At 65.4% G+C, this 14,731-nt stretch carries 14 protein-coding genes; 5 read left to right on the top strand and 9 right to left on the bottom strand.

Annotated elements, in window-relative coordinates:
* Positions 1-29: 29 nt before the first annotated feature.
* Both prpC and JNO50_RS06550 read left to right on the top strand, forming a co-directional pair.
* Positions 30-1,178 (top strand): bifunctional 2-methylcitrate synthase/citrate synthase, encoded by a 1,149-nt coding sequence (gene prpC / locus JNO50_RS06555; RefSeq protein WP_189531077.1) that lies wholly within the window; start codon positions 30-32, stop codon positions 1,176-1,178.
* 29 nt (positions 1,179-1,207) lie between these two features.
* A complete protein-coding gene (locus JNO50_RS06550; protein WP_189531079.1) occupies positions 1,208-2,659 on the top strand; it encodes a bifunctional 2-methylcitrate dehydratase/aconitate hydratase in 1,452 nt (483 codons plus the stop codon).
* A gap of 77 nt (positions 2,660-2,736) precedes the next feature.
* Here the strand turns inward: JNO50_RS06550 and JNO50_RS06545 are convergent, their stop codons facing one another.
* The 6 genes from JNO50_RS06545 to JNO50_RS06520 all read right to left on the bottom strand — a co-directional run bounded on the left by JNO50_RS06545 (position 2,737) and on the right by JNO50_RS06520 (position 7,447).
* On the bottom strand, positions 2,737-3,417 hold the full coding sequence (locus tag JNO50_RS06545; protein ID WP_189531082.1) for an amino acid ABC transporter permease: 681 nt from the start codon (positions 3,415-3,417) through the stop codon (positions 2,737-2,739).
* Positions 3,414-4,154 carry an amino acid ABC transporter permease gene (locus JNO50_RS06540; protein ID WP_189531084.1) on the bottom strand — a complete coding sequence of 247 codons (741 nt, stop codon included), beginning with the start codon at positions 4,152-4,154 and terminating at the stop codon, positions 3,414-3,416. The genes JNO50_RS06545 and JNO50_RS06540 overlap by 4 nt, the downstream gene beginning before the upstream one ends.
* 2 nt (positions 4,155-4,156) lie before the next feature.
* Entirely contained in the window at positions 4,157-4,966 is an 810-nt protein-coding gene (locus JNO50_RS06535) for an ABC transporter substrate-binding protein (protein ID WP_189531086.1), read from the bottom strand.
* Between the two features lie 149 nt (positions 4,967-5,115).
* A complete protein-coding gene (locus JNO50_RS06530) occupies positions 5,116-5,361 on the bottom strand; it encodes a sigma-70 region 4 domain-containing protein (RefSeq protein WP_189531087.1) in 246 nt (81 codons plus the stop codon).
* A 97-nt stretch (positions 5,362-5,458) separates the two neighbouring features.
* Positions 5,459-6,712, bottom strand: coding sequence for a TIGR03862 family flavoprotein (locus JNO50_RS06525; protein ID WP_189531090.1), 1,254 nt, complete (start codon positions 6,710-6,712; stop codon positions 5,459-5,461).
* Positions 6,713-6,769: 57 nt separating this feature from the next.
* On the bottom strand, positions 6,770-7,447 hold the full coding sequence (locus tag JNO50_RS06520; protein WP_189531092.1) for an NAD(P)-dependent oxidoreductase: 678 nt from the start codon (positions 7,445-7,447) through the stop codon (positions 6,770-6,772).
* Between the two features lie 159 nt (positions 7,448-7,606).
* On the opposite strand from JNO50_RS06520, the gene JNO50_RS06515 reads away from it, so the two are divergent.
* Positions 7,607-8,464 carry a LysR family transcriptional regulator gene (locus tag JNO50_RS06515; protein WP_215796510.1) on the top strand — a complete coding sequence of 286 codons (858 nt, stop codon included), beginning with the start codon at positions 7,607-7,609 and terminating at the stop codon, positions 8,462-8,464.
* A 57-nt stretch (positions 8,465-8,521) separates the two neighbouring features.
* The gene (gene dbpA / locus JNO50_RS06510; RefSeq protein WP_189531095.1) at positions 8,522-9,901 is read left to right on the top strand and encodes an ATP-dependent RNA helicase DbpA; all 1,380 of its coding nucleotides are present in this window, start codon (positions 8,522-8,524) and stop codon (positions 9,899-9,901) included.
* A 1-nt stretch (position 9,902) separates the two neighbouring features.
* On the opposite strand, the gene JNO50_RS06505 is transcribed toward dbpA, so the two are convergent.
* On the bottom strand, positions 9,903-10,223 hold the full coding sequence (locus JNO50_RS06505) for a hypothetical protein (protein ID WP_189531097.1): 321 nt from the start codon (positions 10,221-10,223) through the stop codon (positions 9,903-9,905).
* 141 nt (positions 10,224-10,364) lie between these two features.
* Between JNO50_RS06505 and JNO50_RS06500 the strand changes: the two genes are divergently transcribed.
* Positions 10,365-11,417: an MBL fold metallo-hydrolase gene (locus tag JNO50_RS06500; protein ID WP_189531099.1), complete on the top strand. Its 1,053-nt coding sequence runs from the start codon at positions 10,365-10,367 to the stop codon at positions 11,415-11,417.
* 19 nt (positions 11,418-11,436) lie between these two features.
* Here JNO50_RS06500 and JNO50_RS06495 read toward each other — a convergent pair whose 3' ends face one another.
* Both JNO50_RS06495 and JNO50_RS06490 read right to left on the bottom strand, forming a co-directional pair.
* Positions 11,437-11,772 carry a tetratricopeptide repeat protein gene (locus JNO50_RS06495; RefSeq protein WP_189531101.1) on the bottom strand — a complete coding sequence of 112 codons (336 nt, stop codon included), beginning with the start codon at positions 11,770-11,772 and terminating at the stop codon, positions 11,437-11,439.
* Positions 11,773-11,784: 12 nt separating this feature from the next.
* A complete protein-coding gene (locus tag JNO50_RS06490; RefSeq protein ID WP_189531103.1) occupies positions 11,785-14,700 on the bottom strand; it encodes a DNA translocase FtsK in 2,916 nt (971 codons plus the stop codon).
* Positions 14,701-14,731: the final 31 nt, after the last annotated feature.

Below are 14,731 nucleotides of genomic sequence, written 5' to 3'. Positions count from 1 at the left end.
GACAACGCGACCCATCGAGGAGAAACAGCATGAGTGAAGTGGTACTGACCGGCAAACCCAAGAAGTCCGTGGCACTGTCCGGCGTCGCCGCCGGCAACACGGCCCTGTGCACGGTAGGACGCAGCGGCAACGATCTGCATTACCGCGGCTACGACATACTCGACCTTGCCGGGCATTGCGAATTCGAGGAAGTGGCGCACCTGCTCGTCCACGGTGCCCTGCCCAACCGCGCCGAGCTATTCCATTACAAGGCGAAGCTGCGCGCCCTGCGCGGCCTGCCGTCCGGCGTGAAGGCCGCGCTCGAGGCCCTGCCGGCCAGTGCCCACCCGATGGACGTGATGCGCACGGGCGTATCCGTTCTGGGCTGCTGCCTGCCGGAAAAGGACGATCACAATACGGCCGGTGCGCGCGCGATCGCCGACCGGTTGATGGCGTCGCTCGGCTCCATGCTGCTTTACTGGTACCACTTCAGCCACAACGGGCGGCGCATCGAGACGCAGACCGATGACGACTCGATCGGCGGACACTTCCTTCACCTGCTGCACGGCACGCGTCCGTCCGACGACTGGGTGCGCGCCATGCACACCTCCCTCAACCTCTACGCCGAACACGAGTTCAACGCGTCGACCTTCGCCGCCCGCGTCATCGCCGGCACCGGCTCCGACGTCTATTCGGCGGTGGCGGGCGCCATCGGCGCATTGCGCGGCCCCAAGCACGGCGGCGCCAACGAGGTGGCCTTCGAGATCCAGCAACGCTATGAAGACCCCGACAAGGCCGAAGGCGATATCCGCGCCCGCGTCGGAAACAAGGAAGTGATCATCGGTTTCGGCCACCCGGTCTACACCGTATCCGACCCGCGCAACAAGGTCATCAAGGAGGTGGCGCGCCAGCTCTCCAAAACCGCCGGCGACACCAAAATGTTCGACATCGCCGAGCGCATCGAATCGGTCATGTGGGAGGTCAAGTCCATGTTCCCGAATCTGGACTGGTTCTCCGCGGTGAGCTACCACGCGATGGGCGTGCCCACCGCCATGTTCACCCCGCTGTTCGTGATTTCGCGCACCAGCGGATGGTGCGCCCACATCGTCGAGCAGCGCCAGGACGGCAAGATCATCCGCCCGTCGGCCAATTACATCGGGCCCGAAGACCAGCGCTTCGTGCCGATCGATCAACGTTGACTTATCCCGCAATCGCACAAGGAAACATCATGTCTGCCCCCATTCCCAACGTCCGTCCCGACCCCGACCGCGTGCTGGTCGACATCGCCAATTATGTCGCCGACACCGTCATCACGTCGGACGAAGCCTGGAACACCGCGCGCCTGTGCCTGATGGACACCCTCGGCTGCGGCCTGGAAGCCTTGTCCTACCCCGCCTGCACCAAGCTGATGGGCCCGATCGTGCCCGGCACTATCGTGCCCAACGGCGCCCGCGTGCCCGGCACCCAGTTCCAGCTCGATCCGGTTCAGGCCGCTTTCAACATCGGAGCGATGATCCGCTGGCTGGATTTCAACGACACCTGGCTTGCCGCCGAATGGGGCCACCCGTCCGACAACCTAGGCGGCATTCTGGCCACCGCCGACTGGGTCAGCCGGGAGCGCGTCTCCCGTGGGCAGACGCCATTGACCATGAAGGACGTCCTCGAGGCGATGATCAAGGCGCACGAGATCCAGGGATGCATCGCGCTGGAGAACTCTTTCAACAAGGTGGGTCTCGATCACGTGGTGCTGGTCAAGGTCGCCTCGGCCGCCGTCTGCGCGAAACTGATGGGCGGCACCCGCGACGACATCGTCAACGCGGTGTCCCAGGCCTTTGTGGACGGCCAGAGCCTGCGCACCTACCGCCACGCGCCGAACACCGGGTCGCGCAAGTCCTGGGCGGCCGGCGACGCGACGAGCCGCGCGGTGCGCCTCGCGCTGTTCACGATGAAGGGCGAAATGGGCATCCCCGGCGTGCTGACGGCCAAGGGCTGGGGCTTTTACGATGTGCTGTTCAAGGGCAGGGAGTTCGCCTTCCAGCGCCCCTACGGCAGCTATGTAATGGAGAAGGTGCTGTTCAAGATTTCCTTCCCGGCCGAATTCCACAGCCAGACCGCCGTGGAGTGCGCGATGACCCTGCACGGCACGCTGGCCAAGATGGGCAAATCCGCGGCCGACATCCGGAAAATCACCATTCGCACCCACGAGGCCTGCGTGCGCATCATCGACAAGAAAGGCCCGTTGGACAACCCGGCCGACCGCGACCACTGCATCCAGTACATGGTCGCCGTGCCGCTGATCTTCGGCCGGCTCACGGCGGAGGACTACGAGGACAAGGTGGCCCGCGACCCGCGCATCGACGCGCTGCGCGAGCGGATCGAATGCGTGGAGGATCCGGCGTTCACCCACGACTACCACGATCCCGAAAAACGCAGCATCGCCAACGCGCTGACCGTGGAACTGAACGACGGCACCGTGCTGCCGGAAGTGGTCTGCGAGTACCCGATCGGCCACCAGCGCCGCCGCGGCGACGGCATTCCGCTGCTGGAAGCCAAATTCCGCACCAATCTCGCGCGGCGCTTCCCGGCGCGCCAGCAGGACGCGATCTATGCGCTGTGCAGCGACGCCGCGCGCCTGATGGCCACGCCGGTCAACTCCTTCACCGACCTGTGGGTGATCTGAGCACTTGTCAGTCCCTCTTGCCCGGCCTTATGGCCGGGTTTTTTGTTTCGGGCACCACCGGCGTCGCCGGCGTGAATCTACGCCGCCCGGACCGGCCATTTCCTGCCGGCAAGCCGGCCAAGCAGCGACAGCGAAGAGCACAGCAGGAAGTACATCAGGCCGATGAAGGCGAAGATCTCGAGGGGGTACACCTGCTCGCGGTTGTTGACCTGGGTCGCCACGAAGGTCAGTTCCGCGACACCGACCACATAGGCCAGCGAGGTGTCCTTGACCAGCGTCACCCACTGATTGACGAAGGACGGCAGCATCACGCGCAGCGCCTGCGGCAGAATGATCAGCGTCAGCACCTTGCGCGTGCCAAGACCCAGCGAGCGGCCCGCTTCCCACTGTCCGCGGCCTATGGCCGCTATCCCCGCCCTGACCGATTGCGCAAGGTAGGCGCCGCTGATCAGGGCGAGCGCCGCGATCACCGTGGCGATGCCCGGCACATCGATGCCGAACACCACCGGCAGCAGGAAATAACACCAGAAAATCAGCATCACCACCGGAATGGCGCGCAGCACCGCGGTGGCCGCCTCCAGCGCCATCACGACAGAACGCCCGCCGACTGTCAGCGCGATACCGCCGGCCAGCCCCAGCACACTGGCGGCCAGACCCGCGGCAAGGCTCATCAGCAGGGTCAGTACGAAGCCGCCCGGTCCGGGGCCGCTGCCGAGCAGGAAGAAATCCAGATTGTCTCGAATCAGGGACAACATCATCGCCCGCCCCTCCATTGCGGTTCCCGCGCCCGCCCGAGCCATTGCCAGGCCAGGATCAGCGCCAGGTACAGCATGGTGGCCACGGCGAAAGCCTGAAACGCCAGCAGCGTCTCGCTCTCGACCTGACGCGAGCGGTAGGACAGCTCGGCCACCCCGATCGCCATGGTCAGCGAAGTATTCTTGATCACTCCGGTGTATTGTCCGATCAACGGCCGGCGGATGACGGCCAGCGCCTGGGGCAGCACCACCCAGCGAAACGCCTGCCAGGCATCGAGTCCCAATGCCCGGGCCGCCTCGCGCTGGCCGCTGGCGACCGCCGCCAGTCCGGCCTCCACCTCCTTGGCGATAAAACTCGCCGCGTAGAAAGTCAGAGCCAGAAACGCCGCGAGCACCTCGAAGGAGGGCCAGGACAACGACACGCCTCCCGGGGTTTCAAGCGTATGCGGGGTATTGAGCCAGAACATCGCCTTCTCCGGCAGAAGCCCCGGCGCGCCGAAATACCACAGCAGCAGTTGCACCATCAGCGGGGTATTGCGATGCAGCAGCACGAAGGCGCGCGCCGGATAACGCAGCAGGACAACGCGCGAGCCGGCGGCCGCGGCAAGAGCGGTGCCCAGGAACGTCGCCGCCACGCAAACCAGAAGGGACAGCGTCGCCGTCAGGGCGAGGCCGTCCGCCAGAAATGCCAGTTGCCGGGCAGGGAGCCAACCCTGCCCGAGCCATGCGGGAGGGGTCATGCTCAGAGCTTGTCGCCGATCCGGTAGTCGCGCGGCAACGGCGCCTTGGCGGACGGACCGAACCAGCGGTCGTAGATTTTCGCCGCGGAACCGTTTTTCTCGAGATCGTGAAGCGTCTGGTTCACCAGCGCCAGGAGTTTCGACTCACCTCGCGGCAGACCGATCGCCTGGTATTCGCGCGTCAGGGTGAACGGCGCGATTTCATACTTCTGCTTGTCCGGCGCGTTGGCCAGCAAGGCGGCGAGCTTCGAGCCATCCTGGCTGATGGCCTGGACATTGCCGTTGCGCAAGGCGGCGAACGCGAGCGGAGTATCGTCATACGCGACCAGAGCGGTTTTCGGATACTTCTCGCGCAGGGTCACTTCCTGGGTCGTGCCCTTGTCCACCCCGACACGGATGCCGGCAAGACCGGCCGCGCTCTTGAGCGTACCCTTTCGCACGATGAACTGCTGGCCGGAGGCGAAATAAGGCACGCTGAAATCCACCTGCTTGCGCCGCTCGTCGGTTACCGTGAAATTGGCCGCGACCAGATCCGCCTTGCCGGAAACCAGAAGCGGAATGCGGTTGGCCGGATTCGTCGGCACAAGCTCCAGTTTCACACCGATCTTTTTGGCGATGGCCTGGGCATACTCGACATCGAGACCGTTGAGGTGACGGCTTGCACCATCCAGGAAGCCGAAAGGCGGATTGCTGTCGAACACGGCGACACGCACGACGCCGGCTTTACGGATATCGTCGAGCCGATCGGCGAAGACCGGGCCGGCGACAGTGGACAGGGCCGCCACGAGGACGGCGAGTCGGGAAAGAGTCATGATGGTAATCCTCGGTAAGGGACGCAGGACGTTATGTCAATCAACTTGTCCTGTCATGAGGGCAAGTCTACCCTCGCCGATTAATTACCGGAAATTATCAAAAGAATTATATAACTGACTTTTAGTTATATCATTGCGCGCGGCGCCACTTAGCGCAGCGGACGGGCACGCTGCCGCGCATGCCCGGCGTGCAACAGGGGAATCAGCGCCGCACAGGTGCAGGCGGCCCGGCAAAATCGCGAATGGGCGCGCGACACGGTGGACAAGCTGATGTCCAGCTGACAGGCGGCCGACCGGCAGGTCATGCCTTCGATCTCCATCAGGCGAACCGCCTCCCGGGCACGCGGGTTAAGTCCGAGACTGTCGACCAGACGATTGAACTCGGCAAGCTTCATAACGCTCTCCTCCGTGCGCCGTCCGATACCACGGACGGCATCTTTTGTCCCTAAAGCCAGTGTAGACAATTTACGTGGAATGCACGGGGCAAATGCGTCAGACCTTTTCGTTGTACCGCAGCCAGCGGTGAACACCGCGGGCCGCCACACGTCCACTGGCAAAGCAGGCGGTCAGCAGATACCCGCCGGTCGGCGCTTCCCAGTCGATCATCTCGCCGGCGCAAAACACGCCGGGCAGCGCCTTGAGCATCAATCCGTCGTCGAGCGCCCCAAAGGTCACACCGCCGCCCGAACTGATGGCCTCATCGATCGGACGCGGGGCAACGAGCGGTACGGGAAGCGACTTGATGGCGGCGGCAAGGCGCTGCGGATCGGCAAAGCGGTCGGGCGGCGCGCACTCGCGCAACAGCGCGGCCTTCACGCCATCAAGACCGGTGGTTTTGCGCAAGTGGTTGGCGAGCGAGGCCGCGCCGCGCGGCCTTGCGATTTCGGCGGCAAGACGGGCGGCGTCGCGATCCGGCAACAGATCGAGCACCAGTTCCGCCCGTTGCCCGGCAAGCAGGCGGTCGCGCAGCGGCGCCGACACGGCGTACACCAGCGAGCCTTCGATACCGGTCGCGGTGACCACACATTCCCCTTTGCGCATGACGGAAGTGCCGTCAGGCGCAGTGCCGCGCGCGGCGACCGTTTTGAGAGGATGTCCGGCGAACTTCCCGGAAAAGTATTCGCTCCAGGCGCAGTCGAAACCGCAGTTGGCCGGCACGAGGGGAGCGATCTCGACCCCCGCCGCGGACAATGGCTCGACCCACCGGCCATCCGATCCGAGGCGCGACCAACTGGCCCCGCCCAGCGCCAATATCGTTGCATCGGCGCGCCGGGCAATCTCGCCATCGGGTCCGGCCAGGCGCAAGGCCCCCGTATCATCCCACCCGAGGAAGCGGTGACGGACATGGATCGCGAGGCCCGCGCCGCGCAGACGCGCAAGCCAGGCCCTCAGCAGCGGCGCGGCTTTCATCTCCTTCGGAAACACCCGGCCGGACGTGCCGACGAAGGTTTCGACGCCGAGTCCGTGAGCCCACTCGCGCAGCGCGGCGCCATCCAGCGCCTCAAGCCAGGGCCGCAACTGCGCGGCTCGTCCGGCGTAACGGGACAGAAAAGACTCGAAATCCTCCGAATGGGTGAGGTTCATGCCCCCCACTCCGGCCAGCAGGAATTTGCGGCCGACGGAGGGCATCGCGTCGAAAAGATCGACACGGCACCCCAGCGCGAGCAGTTCCTCCGCGGCCATCAGGCCGGCCGGGCCGGCACCGATGACGGCAACCCGCGCGGGAGAATCGGGAGAGTGGGACATGAAGGCATCCTGACGTTTCTGGAACCCGCCAGTATACCCCAAACCCGGTTGGGGCCGTCAGCACGCGCCATCGAGCGGGCACAGCGCCACCGTGACCTCTTCCGCGACGGTGAAGCGCGCGCGGCGATGCCGCGGTGTTTCGGCTTCGTCGGCGATCGCCACGGCGAAGTCGGCGACGGAAATGCGCGCCGGCCCGTCCTCGCCGAACAGAACCTGATCCTTGCCCATCCGGTAGCGGCCAGTGCGTTCGCCCGGCTCGAGAAACACCGGAGGCGACACGAACGCCCAGTCGACGGCCGTTTCGGCCCGGAACAGCTCAAGCGCTTCGCGCGCGCCCAACGCTCCGTCCTTCCATTCGGCGGGAAATTCCGGGGTGTCGACCAGTTGCACGCCTGGCGCAATCTCCAGGCTGCCGGCGCCGCCGACCGCGATCAGCCGCAAGCCGGCAATACGGGCCGCGTCGAGAATCGCGCGGCTGCCTTGGACGAACAGGGTCCGGATATCGGGTTTGCCCCAGCCCGGATTGAACGCGCTGACAACGACATCGTGCCCGGCGAGCGCCGCCGCCAGCGTGCGGGCATCGGTGGCGTCGGCCGCCAAGGCGCGGACACCGTCGCGGACCGGCACACGCTCGGGACGCGTGACAATGGCGGTGACCCGATGACCGCGGGAAAGCAACTCTTCCAGGATGGCCGAGCCGACAAAGCCGGTGGCGCCGATCAAAGCGATATTCATGGTGACTCCTTCTGTATCTGGTCGGTGACGAAGCGGCCGATGCCGCTATCCATGAAGCACAGTGTACGGACTGGCGTCCTTCTTGATAATCCGTCTAAAATGGCTTTAACAATGTAGTTTTACTTAACAATGATCCCTGTCTACGAAGAATTGCGGCGCATGGCGGTTTTCGCCATGGTCGTCGAGGAAGGCTCGATGAATGGCGCGGCCAAGCGCCTGGGCATCACGCCTTCGGCCGTCAGCCAACACATCCGCCGCCTGGAGACGGACAGTGGTGTGGCCTTGCTGCACCGGACAACCCGCAAGCTCACCCTCACCACGGCGGGTTCGACGTATTACCGCGGCTGCCGTCAGATGCTCGAGGCCGCCCGGGAGGTCCGCCAGCGCCTCGACGAAATGCGCGATGCGCCGGTCGGGGAACTGCGCATTTCCGCGCCGGTCGGTTTTGGCGGCATGATCCTGCCCGAAGCCCTGGCCCCGTTGCTCGCCGCCAACCCGGGCTTGAGCCTCGAGCTGCTGCTGCATGACGAACAGATCGATCTGGTGGCGCATCGCATCGACCTGGCCGTTCGTCTGGGAGAGCAGACGCCGGGTCTGATCGCGCGTCATCTGGCCGACACCGGCATGATGCTGTGCGCGGCGCCGGCCTGCCTGGCCGCCCACCCCGCCATCCGCCACCCGCGCGATCTGGAGAAGGCCCAGTGGCTGGCGCTGGGCGAGGAACGCGCCGTGACACTGACACATGCCGACGGGCGTACGGAAACCTGCCGTCCGGTCGCCCGCCTGCGCAGCAACAGCATCATCGCCACACGGCGCTTCACGCTCGCCGGCCTGGGTGTCTCGCTGCAACCGACGCAGGAAATCACGCAGGAGCTGGCATCCGGCCGATTGCTGCCCGTGCTGCCCGACTGGCGGGCGCCGGCGCTCGGCGTTTTCGCGGTGACGCGCACCCGCGAACTGCCGGCCCGTGTACGCCACGCCATCGACGCCCTGCGCCATTACCTGTCGGGACGTTAGGCCCCGCGCCCGGCCTGTGATACACTGTGCGCCCTTTGAAATGGACACCAAGTCATTGTGAACACGAAAGATTTTGCCTCGCTGCCCCTGAGCGACGACTGCCTGGCCAACCTCGCCTCGCTGGACTATCTGGAGATGACGCCGATTCAGGCGGCCAGCCTGCCCGCCGCGCTGGAAGGCCGCGACCTGATCGCCCAGGCCAAAACCGGCAGCGGCAAAACCGCCGCGTTCGGCCTGGGTGTCCTGCATGCCCTCAACCCGCGCTGGTTCGCCGTGCAGGGCCTTGTGATGTGCCCGACCCGGGAGCTTGCCGATCAGGTTGCCAAGGAACTGCGCCGCCTCGCGCGCTACATGGACAACATCAAGGTGCTGACACTGTGCGGAGGCGTGCCGATGGGTCCGCAGATCGGTTCGCTGGAGCACGGCGCGCATATCGTGGTCGGCACCCCCGGGCGCATCCGCGACCATCTGGGCAAAGGCACGCTCGATCTGTCCACCGTGAAAATCCTGGTGCTGGACGAAGCCGACCGCATGGTTGACATGGGGTTTTACGACGATATCGAAAACATCGCGCGGGCCTGCCCGAAACGGCGCCAGACCCTGCTGTTTTCCGCGACATACCCGGATTCGATCAAACGGCTGGCCGCCCCGCTGCTGATCAGGCCGGTCGAGATCCGGGTCGAGTCCCTGCACAATCCGGACAAGATCGAACAACGGTTCTATAAAGTCGATGCCGGGCGCCGCAACGAAACCGTCGCCGATCTGCTGCTCCACCTGCGCCCGACTTCGACGCTGGCATTTTGCAACACCAAGATTCACTGCCGGGAGCTGGCCGACGCGCTTCGGGAACGAGGCATTTCGGTGCTCGCCCTCTACGGGGATCTCGAACAGCGCGACCGTGACGAAATCCTGCTGCAGTTCGCCAATCGCAGCTGTTCGGTACTGGTGGCGACCGATGTCGCCGCGCGGGGTCTGGATATCAAGGAGCTCGATCTGGTGCTCAATGTCGACGTGTCGCGCGATCAGGAAATCCACGTGCACCGCATCGGCCGAACCGGACGCGGCGAACAGAAAGGACTGGCTGTCACCCTGGCCGCCGATGCCGATCTGAAATGGGTCAAACTCATTGAGTCCTATCAGGAAAACAAAGTCGTCTGGCGCGACACCAGCGAATTCGCGCCCGCGCCGGACGCCCGGCTCGTGCCGCCGATGATCACGCTCAACATCAATGCCGGCCGCAAGGAAAAGCTCCGTCCCGGCGACATTCTCGGCGCCCTCACCGGCGACGGCGGACTCAAAGCCGAAGAAGTCGGCAAGATCAATGTCTTCGATTTCGCCAGCTACGTCGCGATCGACCGCCGCGTTGCCCCGCGCGTCATCGGCCGCCTGGCGGGCAAGATCAAGGGCAAAAACGTCAAGATGCGCCTGATCGACTGATTCACAGGGCCAGGGCGGCAAGCGGGGGAATGGCGAACTCGCGCCCGACGAGCCAGTCCTCGGCCAGATTGGCAAGCCACGGCCGGGTGCTGTCCACGGCGCAAACGACCAGCCGGCACTCGCTGTCGTCCCGCCTGATTTCGTAGCGCGTTACGGTGAACACCACCTCGCCCGCTTCGCCCAGAGGGCGCAGTACCAGACTGGCCCGGCGCTCTCGGCTATCGATATCGAGGTCGACCAGCTCGCCGTAGCGCGCCAGCCGGCCCTCCAGCCACAATGCGAGGGCCTTGCTGGTACCCTTGTCCTTCAGTTTTCTGAACATGGTTTTTTCCCTGTGAAGCGTACCGGGCAGGATACCGCATTCCCGCCCCCGAAACAGCCGGCGGGCATCCCGCCGCGGCGAACCGATTGCCTCGCGCCGATGAATACGCTAGCGTGGCAGGTCAGTTGAACAGGAGACGATATGGCGCTACGCAACGGACTGGCGGCACTGACCGAATGGCTGACAGGCAATCCGCACCGCAATGTCCATTACAACCCTGACCGGGGCCATCACACACCGTCCGGCTTTCGCAACAACTACCCTCACGGAGGACCCGGACCGGGCGATCTGGCCCGCTGGCGGCGCGAACGCAAAGCGGCGGGCCTGCCCAAACCGCCACTCGACGACCTGTCCTGCCTGCCCGCCGATCTCGGTTTTCTTCAGGCGAACCGCGGCGAGCGCGCCGTGACCTTCATCGGCCATGTCACTCTGCTGTGGCAGACCGCCGGGCTCAATCTGCTCACCGATCCGGTGTTTTCCGAGCGGTGTTCACCACTGCCGTTCGCCGGCCCCAGGCGACACCAGCCTCCGGGCGTTGCGCTGGATGCGCTGCCGCACATCAATGCGGTGCTGTTGTCGCACAATCACTACGACCACCTCGACCGCGCCAGCGTTCGCCGGCTCGCCGCCCAGAAAGACGGTCCGCCGCGGTTTTTCGTGCCGCTGGGCATGGATGCCTGGTTTCGCGCCAATCTGCCGCTCCTGCCGGCCGATCACATCATTGCCCTGGACTGGTGGGAGTCGGCCGCGATCGGAGAGGTGGCACTGACCTTTGTTCCGGTGCAACACTGGAGCGCTCGCACACCGTTCGACCGCAACGCCACGCTCTGGGGCGGCTGGATCATCGGCGACAGGGATTGGAGAGCGTTCTTTTCCGGGGATCTGGGCGACTCGCGCGACATAGACGACATCGCCGCCCGCTTCGCCCCTTTCGATTTCTGCGCGCTGGGCATCGGCGCCTACGAGCCACGCTGGTTCATGAAAAACCAGCATATCAACCCGTTCGAAGCGGTGGACATCCACCGCCGGCTGCGCTCGCGCGAAAGCCTGGGCATCCACTGGGGGACCTTCGAGCTAACCGATGAATCCCTCGATGAGCCGCCACGGGAACTGGCGCGGGCGCGCGCGGCGGCCGGCATCGGCGAGAACGAGTTTTACGTACTGCGGCCGGGACAGACCCGCCGGCTTGGCTGACGCCGCCCCCGCTTAGCCCTCAACCCTGCGGGGTATCGCGGCGCTTGTCCAGGCGGCGGGCGAACACCGTCATTTCCCGCGCGGCCTGCACGTCGCCCTTGTCCATGGCGACGCCGATGCCGCGCCGCCAAGCATCGCGGGCGCCCTCTTCGTCGCCCGCCGACAGCCTCGCCTTGCCCAGCAGCTTGTAGGCGGCCGAGTAATCGGGCTGGCTCGCGATGGCGTGTTCCAGATGAGGGACCGCCTCGGCGAACCGCTCAAGCCTCACAAGCTCGTTGGCAATGCCATAACGCAACAGGGATCCGTCACGGGGTCCGTCGATCAGTTTGAGCAGATTGTCCAGCATGGCGCTCATGAGCGCGTCTCCTCAGGAAAAATCCCGCCCCGGAACGAGCACGGTGCGGTTACCGTTGCTTTCCATCGCGCTGACCAGCCCGGCGGCTTCCATTTCCTCGATCAACCGGGCCGCGCGGTTATAACCGATGCGAAGGTGGCGCTGCACCGACGAAATCGATGCCTTGCGGGTACGCATGACGATTTCCACCGCCTCATCGTACAAGGGATCGCTTTCCGGCCCCTGGGCGGCTTTCGCCGCCTGGGCGCCCTCCTCGTCGGCCTCGGCCTCGCCGGTGAGCAGTCCCTCCACGTAGTCGGGTTCGCCGAACGCCTTGAGATACTCGACAACGCCGTGCACCTCTTCGTCGGCCACAAACGCGCCATGCACCCGCTGCGGATAGCCGGTGCCCGGCGGCAGGTACAACATGTCGCCCTGACCGAGCAGGGTCTCGGCGCCCATCTGGTCGAGAATGGTGCGGCTGTCCACCTTGGACGACACCTGAAACGCGATACGCGTCGGAATATTGGCCTTGATCAGGCCGGTGATGACATCCACCGACGGCCGCTGCGTGGCCAGGATCAGGTGTATGCCGGCCGCGCGCGCCTTTTGCGCGAGCCGCGCGATCAACTCTTCGATTTTTTTGCCGGAAACCATCATCAGATCGGCGAACTCGTCGACCACCACCACAATGAACGGCAAGGTGGCGAGCGGCTCCGGCGTCTCGGGCGTCAGGCTGAACGGATTGGTCAGACGCGCGCCCGACGCCTCCGCTTCGCGGATCTTTTCGTTGTAACCGGCCAGATTGCGCACCCCGAGCGCGCTCATCAGCCGGTAGCGGCGCTCCATTTCGCCGACACACCAGTTAAGGGCATTGGCCGCCAGCTTCATGTCGGTGACCACCGGCGCCAGCAGATGCGGAATATCGTTGTAGACCGACAGCTCGAGCATTTTCGGGTCGATCATGATGAAGCGCGCGTCTTCCGGCGTCGCCTTGTACAGAATGGAGAGGATCATGGCATTGACCCCCACCGACTTGCCCGAACCGGTGGTGCCGGCGACCAACAGATGCGGCGCGCGCGCCAGATCCATGACCACCGGCTGGCCGGTGATGTCTTTGCCCAACGCCATCGCCAGATGCGATGGATGCGACAGGAAAGCGTCCGATGACAGGATTTCCGACAAACGGATCATTTGCCGGCGCGGATTGGGCAATTCCAGGCCCATGCAGGTTTTGCCGGGGATGGTCTCCACCACGCGGATGGAGGCGAGCCCCAGCGCCCGCGACAGATCCTTGACAAGGTTGACGACCTGGCTGCCGCGCACGCCGACGGCCGGCTCGACTTCGAAACGGGTGATCACAGGTCCGGCGCAGGCATCGACCACACTGACCTTGACCTTGAACTCGGACAGCTTTTCCTCGATCAGGATGCCGCGCTCGAGAAGCATTTCCTCGCTGACCGTTTCGGCTTCGGATTCGGCGGGCCGCAGCAGTTCGAGCGAAGGCAGGCACGCCTCGCCGTAAACCACCGGCGGCCTGGCCGGCGCGGCGACACCCTCCGTCCCGCCGGATGCCATGGCCGCAAGGTTTTGAGGCTCGCCGGCCCGGGCCTGCGCGCCGCCGGCATCCGGAGCATCCTCCCGCCAGTGCAAGGCGGGTGTTCCGGACTCGACCATGGAGACGACAACCGGCTCGGGCCCGGGATTGGTTGGCGGGCAACCGGATGCCTCCGACGCCGCCACGGGCATTGTCCCGGGGCCGGCCGGCACGGGCCGGTTCATTGCGGTTTCGCGAGCCGGCGGCCGCGGCTCGCGCTCGCTGGTATCCGGCACGGCATGAATGACGGGCACGCCGTCCTGAAGTCCGGACCGAACGGACGGCGCGAACGGCTCGGCCGATTCGTGCGCAGCGGGCGCCATTGCGCCACCGACGGCGGCGGGGGGTTCGGGATGAATCACCGGAACCGGGACGGAGACCGGCGTCACCGTGGCCGGCGGCGTGGAAGGACGCGCCTGCGCCGGCGTGGTCTCCGCCGTCCTGCGATGCATCGCGGCCAGATAATCGCGCGTGAGGCTCCAGTCGCTTTCCGGCGTTTCATCGATATCGTCGGGCGAAATCTGCGCGGGGTGCGAAGACCCCGAGGGTACGCTGCGCACGGGGTTGGTCATGCGGCGCAGCGGCGCAGCGGCAGGCTCGGGGACCGGCGCGCTTCGCGCGGGCAAGGGGTCGCGCTTTTGCAGGCGGTCGCCATGAATCATGCGCAAATTGGCACGAACCTCATCCGGATCGATCATCGGCAATTCCGGGTCGTCATGCGCCTGCGGCGCCGGCGAAGACGGCAGGACGCGTCCGCGAGCCTTGAGATTACGCTCCAGCTCCTCATGATCGATCAGGGGCAATTCGCGCGGCGCGCTGGGTGGACGATGGCGCTCCCCCTCCCGCACAGGCAACTGGCCGAGGTCGTCCTTGCCAATCACCGGCAGCACACGCTCCGGACCAAGGCTCGGCGCCTTGCGCCGCGGCTGGCGCAGCGGCGGCGGCTGCCCCAGGTCATCCCTGCCGATCACCGGCAGTTCACCGCCATCGGCAAGCTCGGCGGATGCCATCCTGCGCTGACGCTCGGTCAAGGCCTTGGCGACATCGGCAAGATCGATCACCGGCACGCCGTCATTTCCGGCGGCCGGACGTTCCATGGAGATTTCGTCCGAAGACGCGTCCGGACCGGCCACCTGGGCCAAAGGGGAAGACGGCTCGAACGCCGCCCCGGGTTCAGGGCCAAGGTTCAACGTATCGTTGAGCATGGGTCCCTCCCATTGCTCCTTGCGAACCGGTTCGAACCACCAGGACAGGGTCAGCCAACGATTCACCTTCTCGGCCAGAGGATCGGGCAATCGGCCGTTGCGCGCGGCCCAGACAACACCGCCTGCCGCAACCAGCAGCAGAAACATGACAACCAGGACAATCAAAATAACGCCACCC

Source organism: Paludibacterium paludis (genome assembly GCF_018802605.1).
Classification (GTDB): Bacteria; Pseudomonadota; Gammaproteobacteria; order Burkholderiales; family Chromobacteriaceae; genus Paludibacterium; species Paludibacterium paludis.
This window is presented reverse-complemented; position numbering and strand designations above follow the sequence as displayed.